Here is a 16,574-nt window from a genome sequence, read left to right as displayed (position 1 = left end):
CATGACCGAGCCAGACGCACAGACGACCACCGACGACGTGCCGGACGAGATCCGCCGCAGCATCCACATCGAGGCCTCCGCCCGGGTGGTGTGGGAGATCATCGCCGAGCCCGGGTGGTTCATCAACGAGGGGTCCTGGACCGAGCACGAGATCACCACCGACGGCGACACCGCGCGAGTGGTCGATCCCGCCCTTGGCGAGTTCGGCATCCGAACCGTGGCACTCGATCCGCCGCACCGCGCGGTGTTCGAGTGGCTGTGCGGACAAGCGGGCGAGATCGTCACCGGTGACCCCGTGAACACAGTCGAGTTCACCGTCGAGCCCGACGGCACCGGTGTCCTGCTGACCGTCCGCGAGACGGGGTTCGCGGGACTCCACGACGACGCGGTCGTCCGGCGCCGCCGATTCGAGGAGAACTCCGAGGGCTGGGTGATCGAACTCGGGCTCGCACGGGATCGGGCCGAGGCTCGGATGTGAGCGGAGTCCCACCCGGCCCGGGCGGCCCGGATGCCGGGCCGGTTGCTGCTCTCGCCGGCCTTCTCGCTCCCGACGCCGACGACGTCTTCACGGCGCTCGGCGATCGGACCCGCAGGCAGATCATCGTCCGGCTGGCCGATCAACCTGACGACGCCGGTGCGGTCGCGCGCGACCTGGGGATCAGCCGCCAGGCCGTCGCCAAGCATCTTCGGATCCTGGCGGGCGCCGACATGGTCCTCGCCAGGGCCGAAGGGCGACGACAGGTCCACGCAGTACACCCCGGCCGCATCCGCGAGATCTCGGACCTCCTCGGAACCGTGGCGGACGGTTGGGACCGGCGGCTCGAGCAGGTCCGCCGACTGGCGGAACGCGATAACCGGCGCGCCCAGTAAGTACAGCTCAGGTGAGGTGGTCGTACTCGCCGTCGACCCAGGCGGCGTAGCGCTCGGCAGACCGCAGGACCGCGGCCCGGGCGTCGCGCGGGACACAGCCGCCGAAGTTGCCGTAGATCCGGTCGAAGTCGTAGCGGCCCACATGGTCGGCGATCCGTCGGACCACCGCCGCGGAAAGCGGCATCCAGTTGGGGAACGAGCGCATGAACGTCACCCAGGCGGGATCGGCGACGGTGCCGATCGTGTCCCCGGTGAACAGCACGCCCTCGCCGTCGGGCGCGGTCCAGTGCACGACCGCGCTGCCCGGGAAGTGTCCACCGGGCTGGGAGGCGCGTACCCCGGGAAGTAGGTCGATCTCGGCATCCCGGTCCGGGGCCACCGAGCCATCGTCACCGACCGTCCCGTCGTTCCGTCCGCCCCACACCACGGTGTTGCGTGGCCGAAGTCCCAGCCACTGCTCATCGGCCGCGGAGACGTAGACCGGGCAGTTGTCGAACGCCTCCGACCACAGCGACTGCACCCCGTACATGTGCGGATGCGAGGCGATGATCGCCGCCAGCCCGCCCCAGCCGCGGACCGCCGCCACGGCCTCGTCGGTGATGACGTTGGGCACCTCCACCAGGACGTTGCCGCTATCCGTGCGGAAGAGAGCGGGCTTCTGGCCGATCCCGGGGCAGTTCTTCTGCACGAGCATGATGACGTCCGGTTCGCGTTCGACGAATTCGATCGCCGCGCCACCCGCCCGCGACTGCTCGGGCGTGGTCCACCGCTGACCGTCCGACGGCACGAACTGGCGCTCGTCAGCGCAGATCGGGCACACCTCCGGCAGCGGCGCGGAACGCTCGACACCGCACGTCGCGCACTGCGTGACCGACCCCTGGCCGAAGGACGTCTCCCCGCTCGGCCCCGTCACGAGATATCTCCCTCGGTGTCGACCGGATGCCATTCACCACCCACCTCCACCTCCAGGACACCGTCGGAGGGGCGGTCCTCGCGTTGGCGGTCGGCGGCGGACTCGAGCGCTTCCTGAGCATTGTCGAATTCACCGAGGTCGATCATGCGGTCGGGGGTGCGGAGGCGGAACATCGACATGTCTTCAAGTGTCCTCCTCGCGAACCGCCACCGCACCCGGCCCGGGCACATCGCGATCTCCCGATGATCGGTATTCCCTCCCTCCGACACGGCGCGAGAGCACACTGGGGAGCGGCATCGCCCCACAGAGGAAGGCACACCATGTCGTCGTCGTCATCCACTCCGTCACACGACGGTTCACCCGCGGTCCCGGAGGCCCCCGCCGCCCGCGAGGACGCACCCCACGGTTACCCGGGGCTGGGCGACGAGCCCGTCAGCGGCATCCGGCTCCTGCGCGCCCCGGCCGTGCCGACGGCCGTCGTGCGCGCCGCAGACGTGCCCATGGCCACCATCGCCGGCCTGTTCGACGCGGTGTTCGGCACGGCGTTTCCCGCCGCGTTCGCGCGCGGACTCACCCCGGCGGGCCCGGCGTTCGCGCTGTACACGCGACTGACCGACGGCGCCGACGCCGTGGCCGACGTGGAGATCGGGTTCCCGCTGGACGGGCCGCTGCTCGCCCAGATCGACGCCGAGCTCGTGGAGGTCGACGGCCTCCGCGTGGTCGCCTCGGTCCTGCCCGCCGCCGACGTCGCGGTGACCAGCCACCTCGGCGGGTTCGACGGTCTCGGGCGGGCCTGGGGCGAGTTCCTGGGCGAGATCGGGGCGATGGGCTGGGCGCCGGGCGTCCCGTTCTGGGAGGCCTACGTGACCGAGCCGTCGCCCGATATGGACCCGGCGGACCTGCGAACCGACCTGTACTGCGTGGTTCGCACGCCCGACGACGCCGCCTGACCGCGGCCGGTTACTCGATGTCTTCCAGCGACCGGCCGTTCGTCTCCGGGATGAATCGGGCCACGAAGAGCAGCGACAGCAGCGCCGCCACCGCGTAGAAGCCGTAGGTGAACGTGAGACTGAGCTCGGCCATCGGTGGGAAGGCCGTCGACACGGCGAAGTTCGCGCCCCACTGCGCGGCCGCGGCCAGCCCCAACGCGGTGGTGCGGATGCGGTTGTTGAACATCTCGCCGAGCAGCACCCACACCGCCGGGCCCCACGACATCCCGAAGAACACCACGAAACCGTTGGCCGCGATCAGCGCGATCAGGCCCTGGACGTCGCCGAGCTGCGGGGCGAGCTCGCCGTCCGCGCCCGGGGCCATGGTGGCCTGACTGAACATCGCGGCCATCAACGCCAGCGACACCGTCATGCCCACCGAGCCGATCATGAGCAGTCGCCGCCGCCCGATCCGGTCGATGAGCGCGATAGCCACCACCGTCACGACGATGTTCGTGACCGACGTGATGACCGTCTGCGTGAGCGCATCCGCCTCCGTGAACCCGACCGACTGCCACAGCGACGTGGAGTAGTAGAAGATCACGTTGATGCCCACGGCCTGCTGGAAGACCGACAGCACGATGCCGATCCACACGATGGGCAGCAGGTTCCTCCCGCCCGGGGTGACGAGGTCGCGCCACGTGCGCTTGCGGTCCTCGCGCAGGGTGCCGCGGATCTCCCGGATCCGGTCGTCGACCCCGCCGTCCTGGAGGGAGCGCAGCACGGCCTTCGCGCGGTCCAGCTGCCCCCGGCCCACCAGATAGCGCGGCGACTCGGGGATGGTCAGCGCCAGCACCCCGTACGCCACCGCCGGGATGAGCTCGGCCCAGAACATCCACCGCCACGCCGCCGCGCCGAGCCACAGCTGCTCGATCGCGCCCCCGGCCACCCCGGCCAGCCACGCGTCCGAGAGCAGGGCCACGAAGATCCCGGAGACGATCGCCAACTGTTGCAGCGAACCGAGCCGGCCGCGGATCGCCGGTGGGGCGACCTCCGCGATGTACGCGGGCGCGATCACCGACGCCGCGCCGACGCCCAGTCCGCCGATGACCCGCCAGACGATGAGGTCCCACGGGCTCACGGCCAGGCCCGACCCCAGCGCGCTCACGGTGAATAGCACCGACGCCAGGACCATCACCCGGGTGCGTCCCCACCGGTCGGCGAGACGGCCCGCGAGGAACGCGCCGGCGATACACCCGAGCAACGCAGAGGAGACGGCGAACCCGGTCAGCCCGGCCCCCATGCCGAAGCTCTCCTGCACGGCGTCGACGGCGCCGTTGATGACCGCGGTGTCGAAGCCGAACAGGAAGCCGCCCAGCGCCGCGACCAGGGAGATGATCACCACCCGGCCGGTGTGGAACGACTCCTCCCCGGGCCGCGGCCCGGCGGTGTTCTGAGTGGACATGCGTACCCCGCTCCCCGGCCCGGTGAACCGGGGCCGCGCCGACTGGCTCTGCTACAGGTGGTGAGAGGAGGGTAGGCACGGGGTGGAAGTGTCGCAAGTCACACCATGGTCGGCTGTGGTCCGAGCTGTACGAGCCCGCGCGACGAGAACGCGTTCTAGGCTGAGGGGCACTTCGTCGTCGTCATCGAAAGGGCACCCACCGTGAGCGTCACCCCCGAGCAGATCCGCGCCACCGCCGACTCTTACATCGCCGCGCTCACTGCCGGCGACCTCGAGGCGGTCATGGCGCTCTACGCAGAGAACGCCACCGTCGAGGACCCGGTCGGCGGCGGCACCGTCCACGAGGGCGCCGCCGCGATCCGCGAGTTCTACGCCTCCGTGGTGGCACTGAAGATCGACGGCCGGGTGCTCGAGGCCCGGGCCTGCGGCAACGACCTGCTGTTCAACTTCGAGATCACCACGCACTTCGGCGAGGGCTCCAAGGCCACCATCAACGTGTGGGACCTGATGACCCACGACGAGCAGGGCAAGGTCGTGTCCATGCGCGCCTACTGGACCCCGGAGAACATGAGCTGACGGTTCCCCCCGTGCGCGATCGGCCTGCTCGACTAGCCTGGATCGCATGATTACCGCAATCGTCTTCGTCCACGCCGAGACGGCGCGGATCCCCGAGGTGGCCTCCGCGATCGCCGAGATCGACGGTGTGTCCGAGGTCTACTCGGTCACCGGGACCATCGACCTGATCGTGCTTGTGCGCGCGCGTCGCAACGAGGAGATCGCGGATGTCGTGTCGGACCGCCTCAACAAGGTCCCGGGCGTGCTGGACACGGAGACCCACATCGCGTTCCGGACCCAGTCCAAGCACGATCTCGAGGCGGCGTTCTCGCTCGGCTACGACGACTGAGAGCTGCCCGCCGGCCGCTCGATCCGGTCGGCCGACGCGCACGCGGAGCGTTCGGGGCTAGATTCCGCCGCCGGTCTCCCGGGCCCGCGACAGGCGGTGCGCGCGCCTACGGGCGCCCTGCAGTTCCGCCAGCAGCTGGCGGCCGGTCCACTGCCTCCTGTCGGGCCCGGCCCTTTCGGCCTCGTGCACCAATTCGACGATGCGGGCACAGGCCGGCGCCTCCACGCCGAGCCGCCGACCCATGCGCACCACCTCGCCCTGCAGGATCCCGATCTCGGTGGGCCGACCGCGCTCGAGGTCGTCGTGCATCGACGAGGTCCCGTCGGGGTCGACGCGGAGCACCGCGCGCGCCAGCCGACGGAACGCGGGCGTCGGCAGCCGCATGATCGTCGGCAGCATCCCGGCCGGGACCGGGAGCGGAACCCGCGGCACCACGCCGGCCGCGGTGAACACCCGGCTGGCCTCCGCCTGGCACAGCGCCACGCATCGTCGGAACTCCCGGTTGAGAAGCTCGGTGCGCAGCGGCAACCCCGACAGCGCCTGCACGGCGTTGTTCATGTTGAGCAGCACCTTGCCGTGCAGGACGGCCTGGATGTCGTCGGTGGGGCGCGCGGCCAGGCCGGCGGTGGCGAACACCTCCAGCAGCGGCGCCGCGGCCGCATGGTCGGCGATCCGGATCTCCCCGCGCGAGGTGCGTCGGTAGGTCGTGGGCCCGGTCCGCACCACGTTGAACGGCACGGTGCCCGCGATCACGGGCGCCACGTCCACGTCGTCACGGATCCGGTCGGCCGAGTGCAGCCCGTTCTGCAGCCCCACGATCAGCGAACCTGGTCGCAGGAACGGCAGGAACGCCGCGGTGGCCTCCCCGGTCTGCGCGGCCTTGGTGGTCACCAGGATCACGTCGGAGCGCCGAACCGCCTCGGGGGACTCGGTCAGGGTGAGCGAGTCGGGCGGCAGATGCAGGCGATCCCCTTGGCCGTCGCCGGACTCCACTGTCAGCCCCACAGCGCGGATCGGATCGAGCACGTGCGCGCGCCCGACGAGCGTCACGTCGGCGTGGCGGGCGAGCCGGCCGCCGAGGTAGCAGCCGACGACCCCCGCACCGATCACGGTGACGCGCAGAGGGCTGTCCGGGCTGGTCATGATGATGTTGACGGTACGACACGCGCGGGACTTCGGCAGCCGGAACGGGGGACCTTTCCCTCGGCGCCGCCTCGGTTCCGGATGGGTGTCGCGTCAGCGTCGGGTCAGTGCGGGCGGGGCCGCAGGACGACCTCGGTGGGGTGCGCGTCGGGTGTCGCGTCCAACGCCTGCCGGATCGCCGCGGCCACCGACTCGGGTGTGAGGAACGCGCCCGGGTCGTAGGTGCCGCCCTCGTCGGCGACGATCGCGCGCTGCATGTCGGTGTCGACGCGCCCGGGGTGGACGGACGTGACGCGCAGGTCCGGCTCCTCCTGACGGAGCACGTCGGAGAAGGCGCGCAGGGCGAACTTGGAAGCCGCGTAGGAGCCCCAGCCGGCCTTGGCGGTGTACCCCGCGCCGGAGTTGACGACGACGACGTGGCCCCGAGCCGTACGCAGCGACGGGAGGAGAGCCCGCGTCAGCTCGAGGACCGCGACCACATTGACCTCGAAGGCGCGGCGCCACTGGTCGGCCTCCGTGTCGGCGATCCGGCCCAGCTCGGCGATGCCCGCGCAATGGACGAGCCCGTCGAGGGTGTCGATCCCGGCCGCGGCCAGTGCGGGCCCGTCGGCGGACGAGAGGTCGGCGGTCACGACCCTGGCCGACCGGCAGTCGCCGGCGACCGCGTTCAGCGCGTCGGTGTCGCGTCCCACCAGGACGAGGTCGTGCGATTCGGACAGGGCGCGGGCGGTGGCGGCCCCGATCCCGCGGGAGGCGCCGGTGACGAGGACAGTGCTCATGCCGCCGAGGCTAGTCGGCGTCGAAGGCGTCCAGCAGTGAAGTGAGGGCGGGGACGGCGTCGGCGAGCACGGCGCGATGCTCCGGGGAGAGTCGGGACAGCTGCTCGGCGAAGTCCCGGTCCCGGTCCATGAGGACCTGCTTGATGCGGTCCCGGCCCAGGTCGGTCAGCGCGACGCTGACCCCGCGACGATCCGCCTCGTCCGGGATCCGCGTGACGTAGCCCATCGACTCGATCACGCTCACCGAGTTGCTGGTGGTGGGGACGCGGACGTTCTCCAGGCGGGCCAGGTAGGACATGCGCAGCGGTCCGTGGTTGGCCAACGTGTGCAGGATCGAGGTCTGTGCCCGGCTCAACTCGTACTGGGTGTTCTGCCGGCGGACCAGTAGGTCCAGGCGCAGCATGATGGGCCGGAACAGAGTCGCCAGCTCGAGCGCCGGCCCGTCGTGTGCGGCAGGCGGCGCCGGGTCCGCAGCCGACGGCTCCCCGTCCGTCACGGCGGTCCCCGGGGAGGGCTGAGGCTCACCGCCCGTGGTGGCTACGGGCTCTCTCGTCGTCTCCATCTACACCAGCCCCCTCGACACCGACTTCCCCCGAAGCCCCGTCGACCGGAATGTAAACATGATTTTTTGCCGTCATGGGGCATCACCCCGGCCTCCCGGGTGATACTTGACGAATGGATCTGTATCACCGCGTCACGGGCACCGGGCCGACCGTCGTTCTCATCCACGGGGTCTGCCACCGTGGGCACGCCTGGGACCCCGTCGTCCCGCTGCTGGAGGACCGGTACCGGCTGGTGATCGTGGACCTGCCGAGCCACGGCCTCTCCCCGGACCTGCCGACCGAGGGCGACCCGCTGGAGTACATGGTCGATCAGCTCACCACCATGCTGGAGGACATCGTCCCGCCCGGCGAGCGCGCGCACTTCGCCGGAAACTCCCTCGGCGGCTTCCTCGCGCTGGAGATGGCGGCCCGCGGGCACGCGCACAGCGCCACGGCCCTCTCACCTGCGGGATTCTTCAGATCTGACGCCGACTGGCGCTACACGATCACCGTGTTCCACAGCCTCCAGCGCGTCGCCGGCAAGCTCGGCCGTCACATCCCCGCGGTGTCGCAGCGGGCGGCGGGGCGCGCGGTGATGATGGGTGCCTTCTGCGCGCGGCCGTGGCGCTACCCGGCCGAGGCAGCGGCGATCGACGGCGAGGCGATCATCACCAACACGGTGCTCGACCGGGCCGACCGGCGCGCGTTCGTGTTCACCGCGCCCGTCGACGAGGACGTGCCGTTGACCATCCGCTGGGGCCGGTTCGACCTGGTGCTCCCCGCGGCGCAGCGACGGCTCGCGGCGCGGCTGTTCCCGCGGGCGCGGATCGAGTCCTCCGCCGACGGGCACGTGCCGATGTCCGACGATCCGGAGGGCGTCGCCGCATCGATCGCGGCCACAGTCGAGCGCGGCCTGGCCCGCGACCGCGAGCTCGCCCCCGCCCGGTAACCCGCGCATGCGCGTCCTCTTTGCTCATGGCCGGCGGGGTTACGCGTCGGCTTTGCTTCATTCCGGACGCGTAACCCCAGCGTATGGGCACAGTCTGGGCGCGCAAGCCCAGAGACTGGGTAGCTGACCGACGCCCCGCCTCCTCGGGAGGAAGCGGGGCGTCATGTCGTGCGCGTGAGGCGCGGGGTCGGTCAGGAGCCCAGCAGGTCCGCCGGCAGCAGGCCGCCCAGTGACCCGGCTCCGCCGCCGAAGCCGTTCTTCCACGCCACCACGGTCGAGGGCCGCGGCTGCGAGGCGCCGCCGTCGGGCCAGTGCGAGGCCGGGTTCTCGATCGAGGAACCGTCCTTCTCGCCCGGGTGCTGGACGTTGACGATCGCGCGGTTCTCGAAAACCAGCGGGCCGCACGTCTCGGCGCCGATCGGCACGGTGAGGAACAGCTTGGTCTCGCCGCGGTTCGGACCTGACGTGGCGACGGAGTAGAGGCCGTCGTTGAAGCCGAGTGCGTTGCCGTCGGTGGAGACCCACAGGCCGCCGTCCGGGCCGAACGCCACGTTGTCCGGGCAGGAAATCGGGCTGACCTTGGACTTGTCGAAGCCGCCGAAGTAGGTGTCGGCCTCCTTCGGGTCGCCGCAGACGAGCAGCAGGTTCCAGCCGAAGGTGGTGCCCGCGTGGTCGTCGGTGATCTCCACGACCTGGCCGTGCTTGTTGTTGTGCCGCGGGTTGGCCTCGTCGGCGGCGGCCTTGCCGGCGGTGCCGCGCTGCGAGTTGTTGGTCAGCGCCATGTAGACCTTGCCGGTGGTCGGGCTGGGCTCGACGTCCTCGGGACGGTCCATCTTGGTGGCGCCCACCGCGTCACCGGCCATGCGGGTGTGCACCGCGACCTGCTCGGGGGTCATGCCGTCCACATGCGAGACGGCCGCGCCGTCGGCGGTGACCGTCATCAGCGGGATCCAGGTGCCGGTGCCGTCGAACCGGCCGTCGGCGGGCAGGGCGCCGGTGCCGTCGATCTCGGCGGCCGGGGAGTTGCCGGAGAAGGTGGCCACGTAGAGGGTGCCCTCGTCGAGGATCTTCATGTTCTCGGCGCGCGCGGTGGCGGTCTGGCCCGGGTTGATCTTGCGGCTCGAGACGAACTTGTAGAGATAGTCGAAGCGCTCGTCGTCGCCGGAGTAGGCCACCACGGTGCCGCCGGGGGTCACGTGGATGCTGGCGCCCTCATGCTTGAACCGGCCCATGGCGGAGTGCTTGACCGGGGTGGAGGTCGGGTTCCACGGGTCGACCTCGACCACGTAGCCGAAGCGGTTGACCTCGTTCGGCTCCTTGGCCAGATCGAAGCGGTCGTCGAAGTTCTCCCACTTCCGGCCGGACGTCTCGGCGGCGATGCCGTAGCGACGCAGCTGCTCGAGCCTCATGGCATCGGTGATAGCCCCGGCGGTGCCGAAGTACTGGTTGAAGTTCTCCTCGCCGGACAGCACGGTGCCCCACGGGGTGTGGCCGCCGGCGCAGTTGTTCAGGGTGCCCAGCACGCGCGTGCCGGTCGGGTCGGCGTTGGTCCTGGTCAGCGGGCCGACGGCGGGGCCGCGCAGCTCGAACGGGGTCAGCGCGGTGATGCGGCGGTTGTAGGAGCCCAGCACCGGGTCGAGCCCGCCGTCGTTCGGGCGGCTGGCCAGTTCCACCACGGACATGCCGTGCGCGGCCCAGGCGATCTCGACCTGCTCGCGGGTCGGATTCTCCGGGTCGTAGCCGCGGAACATCGAGGGCTCGGTCGTGTACTCGTGGTTCACGGTGAACAGGAAGCGCTCGTCGCGGTCGTCCATGGGGAACATCACGGCGAGGTCGCAGTTGAAGCCGTACTGCCGGGCCTGCGCGGCGGCGGTCTGGTTCTCGAAGTCGAACTCGGGCGCGCCGGCGATCACGGGGTCGCCCCAGCGGATCACCACGTCACTCGAGTACCCCGCCGGGACGGTCACGGCGTCGTCGGTGTTGGGGGAGACCGGGGTGAATGTGGTGTCGATGCCGTTGCCGCCGAGCGATCCCGTGTCGCCGAGCGAGCCGGCGGCCGAACCCTGGGCCGCCGCCACGCCGGGCATCACCTGCGTGGCGCCCACGGCGAGCGCCACCACGCCGGCGGCCTTCAGGGCGCCGCGGCGGCTGATCTCGGTGGCGATGTCCCCGAAGTACGGGTTGCCCGTGGTGTTGGGAACCGGCGCGGCGCACTGGTCACCACACTTGTAGACACAGGTGATGTGCTGGCGGTTCGAGATCCCGGGCGCAGCACCTCCCGAGGTGGTGAGCGGCAGCAGGCGGCGGATCGACATCATTTCTCCCTGAAGACGTTTGCGGCTGAGCGAACCCTGTGACCGTAGGAAGGGCGGACGACCAGCCGGGAGAGAGGCGGCCACGTCCGGATGAACTACGGGCGCAGTGCGGGTGAACTCTCCGCTCGGTCGCTACAGTCACCTGTGTTCACCCTCAATCTCGGATCGTCCGGCACGTTCCTGCCGGTGAAGGGAAAGTGACGCAACGTGTCCGGAGTCAGTTTCGAGAACGTGTCCATCGTCTATCCCGGGGCGACCCGCCCCAGTGTCGACGAGCTGGACCTGCACATCGGGGAGGGCGAGTTCCTGGTCCTCGTCGGCCCGTCGGGGTGCGGCAAGTCCACCATCCTGCGTTCGCTCGCCGGCCTGGAGCCGGTCACGCAGGGCACGATCACCATCGGCGGCAAGGACGTCACCGGACTCGAGCCCAAGGACCGGGACATCGCGATGGTGTTCCAGAACTACGCCCTCTACCCGCACTACACGGTCCGCGAGAACATGGGCTTCGCCCTGAAGCTGGCCAAGAAGTCCAAGGCCGAGATCACCGAGCGGGTCGACAGGGCCGCGGAGATGCTCGACCTGGTGCCCTACCTGGACCGCAAGCCCAAGGAACTCTCGGGCGGCCAGCGTCAGCGTGTGGCGATGGGCCGGGCGATCGTGCGGAGCCCGCAGGTGTTCCTCATGGACGAGCCGCTGTCCAACCTCGACGCCAAACTGCGTGTGGCCACGCGTGCCCAGATCGCCAAGCTGCAACGCGAACTGCACACGACGATGATCTACGTGACCCACGACCAGGTCGAGGCCATGACGATGGGCGACCGGGTGGCGGTCCTGCGCGACGGGCGTCTCCAGCAGGTCGCCGCACCCCGCGAGCTGTATGAGAACCCGATCAACGCGTTCGTGGCCGGCTTCATCGGTTCGCCGGCGATGAACCTCTTCGACGCGCCGGTGGTCGACGGAACCGTCGAACTCGACGGCATGCGGGTCCCCGCCCCGGCCGGCGCGGTCGGCAAGGTCACCATCGGCGTGCGGCCCGAGCATCTGCGCCTGGCCGCGCAGGGCGGGGAGGGAATGCACGCAGTCGTCGACCTGATCGAGGAGCTCGGCGCGGACAGCTTCCTGCACTGCTCGACGCCCGACGGGCACCCGCTCGTCTATCGCGCCGAGTCGACCGACCACCCGCGCAAGGGCGAGGACATCCGCCTGGCCGCGCACGAGGGGCAGGTTCGGTTCTTCGACGCCGAGACGGGTGACCGCCTGCGCTGAGTATCAGCTGCGCAGGGGTCTCACCGCGCGGATGGGCTGAGTGCGTTCTCCGGTGTCACCGCCAGTAGCCGGTGAACGTCACGATGTCCTTGGCGACGCCGCATTCCCTGACCAGGAACCGGCGGAGGCCGGTCACCATGGACGACGGGCCGGCGAGATAGGCATAGGTGAGGTCGACCGGGGCGCCGCGCCGCCGGACCTCATCGGTCGCGCGGGCGCCGGGCTCGTCGTCGTCGCCCCGTTGTTTCCACACGACCTCGACCCCCACGGGTCGGGGTAGATCGCGGATGTCGCGAGGGTCTCTGACCTCGACGACGACGAGCCCGCTCAGGGCCGGCGGGGCCTGGTCCAGGATGCCGGCGATCGCGGGCAGTGCGGATTCGTCGCCGACCAGTAGTTCGGCCGTGGACCCGACCGGCGGTGCGTAGAGGCGTCCCTCGTCGAGTATCGCGGCAGGGGAGCCGATCGCCGCCTCGCGCGCCCAGGTCAGACCCGGGCCGGAGTGGGAGTCGTCCACATACACGTCGAAGTCGAGCTCGGCGGTGGCCCGTCCCGCTGCCGGGTCGGCGGGTCGGTACCCGGCGGTCGTGTAGTTGCGGATGAGCGGCCGACGCGAGGGCGGGGTGAGCGTGTAGGCGGCCATGCTGCGGATGCTCATGTCCGGCAGCGTCTTCGGTTCAGCGGACCCGCCGGCACCTTCGGTCGGCAGGAACAGGCGGAACCACTGGTCCGCGCCCATGGGGCGGTAGTCGGCCAGGGCCTCGCCGGTCACGGTCAGCCGCACGAAGGACGGACTGATCAGTTCTCGGGCGGTGAGGGTAACGGGGACGGTGACGGCGGCGCCGGGCTTGATCCTTCTGGTTGACATATGGTGAGGCTAACCTAACTAGCTGCGCTTGCCGCGGCGCCGAAGGTCACGTTTAGGTAGCGACCTGATGCGGGTGTGACAAGCGGGGCGAGGTGCGGGCGGCGCTGGGATAGGGTTCCTGAAGACATTGTGAGTGCGGCCACTGGTCGTCCTCGCGCGGGTCGATGACAGGAGTTGGATTCATGGCCGGATTCGGCAGGATTTTCAAGGGTGCTGCGATCGCCTCGATCGTCGCGCTCTCCGTGACCGCATGTTCGAGCGACGACGGCGGCGACACGTCGGCGAGCGAGGACACCACCGCCGGTGTCGAGTCGCGCGGTCCCATCAAGTTCGCGATGGGTAAGAACGACGTCGAGACACTGAAGCCGTTCATCGAGCAGTGGAACGCCGAGCACCCCGACGAGGAGGTCACCCTCCACGAGCTGCCCGGTGACCAGGACGGTCAGCGTGACACGCTGGTCCAGTCCCTTCAGGCCAAGAGCGGCGAGTACGACGTGTTCGCCCTGGACATCACCGACACCGCCCACTTCGCGGCGAACGACTGGATCCAGCCGATCGAGGGCGACACCGCCGTCGACACCTCCGGCCTCCTCCCGGCCGCCGTCGAGTCGGCCACCTACAACGGCACGCTCTACGCGGTCCCGCAGAACACCAACGCGCAGCTGCTGTACTACCGCACCGACATGCAGCCCGAGGCCCCGGCCAACTGGCAGGCCCTGGTCGACTCGTGCATCGCTGCGTTCGAGGCCAACGTCGACTGCCTGCAGATGCCGCTCAATCTCGGCGAGCAGACCACGGTGGCCGCCAGCCAGTTCATCAACAGCTGGGGCGGCGCCATCGTGGGCGAGGACGGTTCGACCCCCGAGGTCGAGTCCGAGCAGTCGCGCGCCGGACTCCAGGCCCTCGTCGACGGCTACCAGTCCGACGTGATCGCCAAGAAGACCGACTCCTTCTCCGAGGAGGAGACCGCTCTCGGCTTCCTCGCCGGCGAGACCATGTACTCCTACAACTGGCCGTACATGTACGACAAGGCGCTGACCGAGGGGCAGCCCGAGGTCGCCGAGAACTTCGACGTCGCGCCGATCCTCGGCCCGGACGGCGCAGGTGCCTCCACCCTGGGTGGCTACAACAACGCCATCAGCGTCTTCTCGGAGAACAAGGCCACCGCTGTGGACTTCGTCCAGTACATCATCAGCGAAGAGGTCCAGATGGGCTTCGCCCAGGCCTCGTTCCCGCCGGTGCTGGCCTCGATCTATGACAATGCGGACCTGCAGGCCGAGTTCCCGTACATGACCGCGCTGAAGGTCGCGCTGGAGAACGCCAAGCCCCGCCCCGTGACCCCGTTCTACCCGGCGGTGTCCAAGGCTGTGCAGGACAACACCCACGCAGCACTCAAGAACGAGAAGTCCGTCGACCAGGCAACGACCGATATGGCCGCGGCCATCCAGCAGGCCGGGAACTGAGAGTTCGCGGCTGAGGTGAGGGGGAGACCTTCGAACTCCCGGACTCATCGCCGTACCGCCGTCGACCGGCCGGTGCGCGGGTATACGATCCCGTGTGCCGGCCGGTTCGTCGTCGGGGGCGTCGGCTCCCGCACCTAGTTCCAGGCGCCACAGCCGCACCTTGTGCCGTACCACTCCTCGCACCACCGAAACCAGGAGGGCCGATGACAGCCCAGCGACCGGAGGCCTCGACGGCCCCGGCCTCCCCGCCAGGCGTTGAGCCGAAGGCGGCCGAGCCGCCGGCGCTCGTCAAGAAGAAGTTCGACTGGCGCCCACTGTGGATGGTCGGGCCGCCGCTGGTCATCCTCGCCGTCATCATCGGCTACCCGATCGTGCGGGCCGTCTATCTGTCGTTCGTCGGCGATGCCGGTCTCAATCCCGCGACCGGCAAGTTCGAGGCGGGGACGTTCGGCACTCTCCAGCACTACATCTACTGGCTCACCCAGACGTGCACCAGCAACAGTGGCGACTCCGTCCCGTGCGCCCCCGGCAACATCGCCACCGACTTCTGGCCCGCCATGCGCAACACGGCGATGTTCACCGTGGTGACCGTGTCGATCGAGACGGCGCTCGGCTTCTGGATGGCCGTGGTCATGGGTCGCAACATCTGGGGCCGCGCCCTGTTGCGGGCCGCGGTGCTGGTGCCCTGGGCCATCCCCACCGCAGTCACGGCCAAGCTGTGGGCGTTCATCTTCTCGCCCAACGGGATCGTCAACTCGATTCTCGGCCGCGACATCGCCTGGACCACCGACCCCTTCTACTCGAAGGTCGCCGTGATCGTCGCCGACGTGTGGAAGACCACGCCGTTCATGGCGCTGCTCATCCTCGCCGGCCTGCAGATGATCCCCCGCGACGTCTACGAGGCGGCCCGCGTGGACGGCGCCTCCAAGTGGCAGCAGTTCACCAGGATCACCCTGCCGCTGGTCCGGCCGGCGCTCATGGTGGCGGTCCTGTTCCGCACCCTCGATGCGCTGCGCATGTACGACCTGCCGGTGATCCTCATCAGCGCCAACTCGAGCTCGCCCACGGCCACCATCTCGCAGCTCGTGGTCAATCAGATGAGAACCGGCGCATTCAACAGCGCGTCCGCGTTGTCCACCTTGGTGTTCCTGCTCATCTTCGCGGTGGCGTTCGTCATGGTGAAGTGGCTCGGGGCGAACGTGGTCGAAGACCGCACCGGCAAGAAGGAGGAGATCCGGTGAGCGCACCCACCGCCCCGGCCGGTTCCGGTCCGGGATCCCGACCCGGCGGCCGGCCCGACTCCGCCCGCCCGTCCCTCAAGGCGCCCAGGCCCCCGCTCTGGCCGCAGATCCGCACCTACCTGGGTGCACTGTTCATCCTGGTCTGGGGTCTCGCGCCGTTCTACTGGATGGTCGTCACCGCATTCCGGGACAACGTGCACACGTTCTCGCAGAACCCGCTGCCGACGCACCTGACGCTCGACAACTTCAAGCAGGCCCTCGACACGAGCGGTGGCAACGATTTCCTGGCGGCGATCGGCAACTCGGTCCTCATCAGTGTCGTCACCACGGCCGCGGCGATCACCTTCGGCGTGTTCGCCGCCTACGCGCTGGCCCGCGTGGATTTCCGCGGCAAGTTCATGGTGACCGGCGTGATTCTCGCGGCGTCGATGTTCCCGGGCGTCGCCCTGGTGACCCCGCTGTTCCAGCTGTTCACAGATATCGGCTGGATCGGCAGCTACCAGGCGATGATCATCCCCAACATCTCGTTCGCGCTCCCGCTCACGATCTACACGCTCACGTCGTTCTTCAACGACCTGCCGTGGGAGCTCGAGGAGGCCGCGCGCGTCGACGGTGCCACCCGCGGGCAGGCGTTCGTCAAGATCATCCTGCCGCTGGCCGCGCCGGCCCTGTTCACCACAGCGATCCTCGCGTTCATCATGACGTGGAACGAGTTCATGCTGTCGAGCCAGCTGTCGAACCAGTCGACCGAGCCGGTGACCGTGGCGATCGCCCGCTTCGCGGGCAACGACCCGTTCACCCAGCCGTACGCGGCGATCATGGCGGCCGGCGCCCTGGTGACCGTCCCGCTGGTGATCATGGTGCTGATCTTCCAGCGGCGCATCGTCTCCGGTCTCACCGCCGGCGGCCTGAAGAGCTGACCCGGCG

General features: G+C 69.8%; 18 protein-coding genes. 10 read left to right on the top strand and 8 right to left on the bottom strand.

What is annotated here, in order from left to right; translation table 11 throughout:
* Position 1 precedes the first annotated feature (1 nt).
* Both ACWGLC_RS01505 and ACWGLC_RS01500 read left to right on the top strand, forming a co-directional pair.
* Positions 2-478, top strand: coding sequence for an SRPBCC domain-containing protein (locus ACWGLC_RS01505; protein WP_452098249.1), 477 nt, complete (start codon positions 2-4; stop codon positions 476-478).
* The gene (locus ACWGLC_RS01500; RefSeq protein WP_452098248.1) at positions 475-870 is read left to right on the top strand and encodes an ArsR/SmtB family transcription factor; all 396 of its coding nucleotides are present in this window, start codon (positions 475-477) and stop codon (positions 868-870) included. The genes ACWGLC_RS01505 and ACWGLC_RS01500 overlap by 4 nt, the downstream gene beginning before the upstream one ends.
* 7 nt (positions 871-877) lie before the next feature.
* On the opposite strand, the gene ACWGLC_RS01495 is transcribed toward ACWGLC_RS01500, so the two are convergent.
* Complete coding sequence (locus ACWGLC_RS01495) at positions 878-1,783, bottom strand: MBL fold metallo-hydrolase (RefSeq protein ID WP_452098247.1); 906 nt, start codon at positions 1,781-1,783, stop codon at positions 878-880.
* A complete protein-coding gene (locus tag ACWGLC_RS01490) occupies positions 1,780-1,962 on the bottom strand; it encodes a hypothetical protein (RefSeq protein WP_452098246.1) in 183 nt (60 codons plus the stop codon). Before ACWGLC_RS01490 ends, ACWGLC_RS01495 begins: the two co-directional genes overlap by 4 nt.
* Before the next feature lie 141 nt (positions 1,963-2,103).
* On the opposite strand from ACWGLC_RS01490, the gene ACWGLC_RS01485 reads away from it, so the two are divergent.
* Entirely contained in the window at positions 2,104-2,733 is a 630-nt protein-coding gene (locus ACWGLC_RS01485) for a GyrI-like domain-containing protein (RefSeq protein WP_452098245.1), read from the top strand.
* A gap of 10 nt (positions 2,734-2,743) precedes the next feature.
* Here ACWGLC_RS01485 and ACWGLC_RS01480 read toward each other — a convergent pair whose 3' ends face one another.
* Positions 2,744-4,177: a sugar porter family MFS transporter gene (locus ACWGLC_RS01480; protein WP_452098244.1), complete on the bottom strand. Its 1,434-nt coding sequence runs from the start codon at positions 4,175-4,177 to the stop codon at positions 2,744-2,746.
* Positions 4,178-4,378: 201 nt separating this feature from the next.
* Here ACWGLC_RS01480 and ACWGLC_RS01475 point away from each other — a divergent pair, with 201 nt between their 5' ends.
* Both ACWGLC_RS01475 and ACWGLC_RS01470 read left to right on the top strand, forming a co-directional pair.
* Positions 4,379-4,753, top strand: coding sequence for a nuclear transport factor 2 family protein (locus tag ACWGLC_RS01475; protein WP_230929722.1), 375 nt, complete (start codon positions 4,379-4,381; stop codon positions 4,751-4,753).
* A 46-nt stretch (positions 4,754-4,799) separates the two neighbouring features.
* Entirely contained in the window at positions 4,800-5,081 is a 282-nt protein-coding gene (locus ACWGLC_RS01470) for an Lrp/AsnC family transcriptional regulator (RefSeq protein WP_230929723.1), read from the top strand.
* Positions 5,082-5,138: 57 nt separating this feature from the next.
* Here the strand turns inward: ACWGLC_RS01470 and ACWGLC_RS01465 are convergent, their stop codons facing one another.
* The 3 genes from ACWGLC_RS01465 to ACWGLC_RS01455 form a co-directional block, all read right to left on the bottom strand.
* Positions 5,139-6,224: a 2-dehydropantoate 2-reductase gene (locus ACWGLC_RS01465; protein ID WP_452098243.1), complete on the bottom strand. Its 1,086-nt coding sequence runs from the start codon at positions 6,222-6,224 to the stop codon at positions 5,139-5,141.
* Between the two features lie 104 nt (positions 6,225-6,328).
* Complete coding sequence (locus tag ACWGLC_RS01460) at positions 6,329-7,003, bottom strand: SDR family oxidoreductase (RefSeq protein ID WP_452098242.1); 675 nt, start codon at positions 7,001-7,003, stop codon at positions 6,329-6,331.
* A gap of 10 nt (positions 7,004-7,013) precedes the next feature.
* Complete coding sequence (locus ACWGLC_RS01455) at positions 7,014-7,565, bottom strand: MarR family winged helix-turn-helix transcriptional regulator (protein WP_452098241.1); 552 nt, start codon at positions 7,563-7,565, stop codon at positions 7,014-7,016.
* Positions 7,566-7,678: 113 nt separating this feature from the next.
* Between ACWGLC_RS01455 and ACWGLC_RS01450 the strand changes: the two genes are divergently transcribed.
* Positions 7,679-8,494 carry an alpha/beta fold hydrolase gene (locus ACWGLC_RS01450; RefSeq protein ID WP_452098240.1) on the top strand — a complete coding sequence of 272 codons (816 nt, stop codon included), beginning with the start codon at positions 7,679-7,681 and terminating at the stop codon, positions 8,492-8,494.
* Between the two features lie 191 nt (positions 8,495-8,685).
* Here ACWGLC_RS01450 and ACWGLC_RS01445 read toward each other — a convergent pair whose 3' ends face one another.
* The gene (locus tag ACWGLC_RS01445; RefSeq protein ID WP_452098239.1) at positions 8,686-10,809 is read right to left on the bottom strand and encodes a PhoX family protein; all 2,124 of its coding nucleotides are present in this window, start codon (positions 10,807-10,809) and stop codon (positions 8,686-8,688) included.
* Positions 10,810-11,016: 207 nt separating this feature from the next.
* On the opposite strand from ACWGLC_RS01445, the gene ACWGLC_RS01440 reads away from it, so the two are divergent.
* Positions 11,017-12,075, top strand: coding sequence for an ABC transporter ATP-binding protein (locus tag ACWGLC_RS01440; protein ID WP_452098238.1), 1,059 nt, complete (start codon positions 11,017-11,019; stop codon positions 12,073-12,075).
* A 55-nt stretch (positions 12,076-12,130) separates the two neighbouring features.
* Here the strand turns inward: ACWGLC_RS01440 and ACWGLC_RS01435 are convergent, their stop codons facing one another.
* Positions 12,131-12,943, bottom strand: a complete 813-nt coding sequence (locus ACWGLC_RS01435) for a siderophore-interacting protein (RefSeq protein WP_344994272.1) — start codon at positions 12,941-12,943, stop codon at positions 12,131-12,133.
* 182 nt (positions 12,944-13,125) lie between these two features.
* On the opposite strand from ACWGLC_RS01435, the gene ACWGLC_RS01430 reads away from it, so the two are divergent.
* The 3 genes from ACWGLC_RS01430 to ACWGLC_RS01420 all read left to right on the top strand — a co-directional run bounded on the left by ACWGLC_RS01430 (position 13,126) and on the right by ACWGLC_RS01420 (position 16,567).
* Positions 13,126-14,406 carry an ABC transporter substrate-binding protein gene (locus ACWGLC_RS01430; RefSeq protein ID WP_452098237.1) on the top strand — a complete coding sequence of 427 codons (1,281 nt, stop codon included), beginning with the start codon at positions 13,126-13,128 and terminating at the stop codon, positions 14,404-14,406.
* A 203-nt stretch (positions 14,407-14,609) separates the two neighbouring features.
* On the top strand, positions 14,610-15,647 hold the full coding sequence (locus ACWGLC_RS01425; RefSeq protein ID WP_452098236.1) for a carbohydrate ABC transporter permease: 1,038 nt from the start codon (positions 14,610-14,612) through the stop codon (positions 15,645-15,647).
* Between the two features lie 107 nt (positions 15,648-15,754).
* Positions 15,755-16,567: a carbohydrate ABC transporter permease gene (locus ACWGLC_RS01420; protein WP_452098370.1), complete on the top strand. Its 813-nt coding sequence runs from the start codon at positions 15,755-15,757 to the stop codon at positions 16,565-16,567.
* Positions 16,568-16,574: the final 7 nt, after the last annotated feature.

The organism is Dietzia sp. NPDC055877, assembly GCF_053615975.1.
Note: the sequence above shows the minus strand (reverse complement) of the source record. Positions and strands in the feature narration are given on the sequence as shown.

Bases quoted from the DNA above. Each gene is read 5' to 3' on its own strand.
- ACWGLC_RS01505 (WP_452098249.1), top strand. From the start codon at position 2: ATGACCGAGCCAGACGCACAGACGACCACCGACGACGTGCCGGACGAG.
- ACWGLC_RS01490 (WP_452098246.1), bottom strand. From the start codon at position 1,962: ATGTCGATGTTCCGCCTCCGCACCCCCGACCGCATGATCGACCTCGGT.
- ACWGLC_RS01485 (WP_452098245.1), top strand. From the start codon at position 2,104: ATGTCGTCGTCGTCATCCACTCCGTCACACGACGGTTCACCCGCGGTC.
- ACWGLC_RS01480 (WP_452098244.1), bottom strand. From the start codon at position 4,177: ATGTCCACTCAGAACACCGCCGGGCCGCGGCCCGGGGAGGAGTCGTTC.
- ACWGLC_RS01470 (WP_230929723.1), top strand. From the start codon at position 4,800: ATGATTACCGCAATCGTCTTCGTCCACGCCGAGACGGCGCGGATCCCC.
- ACWGLC_RS01465 (WP_452098243.1), bottom strand. From the start codon at position 6,224: ATGACCAGCCCGGACAGCCCTCTGCGCGTCACCGTGATCGGTGCGGGG.
- ACWGLC_RS01460 (WP_452098242.1), bottom strand. From the start codon at position 7,003: ATGAGCACTGTCCTCGTCACCGGCGCCTCCCGCGGGATCGGGGCCGCC.
- ACWGLC_RS01455 (WP_452098241.1), bottom strand. From the start codon at position 7,565: ATGGAGACGACGAGAGAGCCCGTAGCCACCACGGGCGGTGAGCCTCAG.
- ACWGLC_RS01450 (WP_452098240.1), top strand. From the start codon at position 7,679: ATGGATCTGTATCACCGCGTCACGGGCACCGGGCCGACCGTCGTTCTC.
- ACWGLC_RS01445 (WP_452098239.1), bottom strand. From the start codon at position 10,809: ATGTCGATCCGCCGCCTGCTGCCGCTCACCACCTCGGGAGGTGCTGCG.
- ACWGLC_RS01435 (WP_344994272.1), bottom strand. From the start codon at position 12,943: ATGTCAACCAGAAGGATCAAGCCCGGCGCCGCCGTCACCGTCCCCGTT.
- ACWGLC_RS01430 (WP_452098237.1), top strand. From the start codon at position 13,126: ATGGCCGGATTCGGCAGGATTTTCAAGGGTGCTGCGATCGCCTCGATC.
- ACWGLC_RS01425 (WP_452098236.1), top strand. From the start codon at position 14,610: ATGACAGCCCAGCGACCGGAGGCCTCGACGGCCCCGGCCTCCCCGCCA.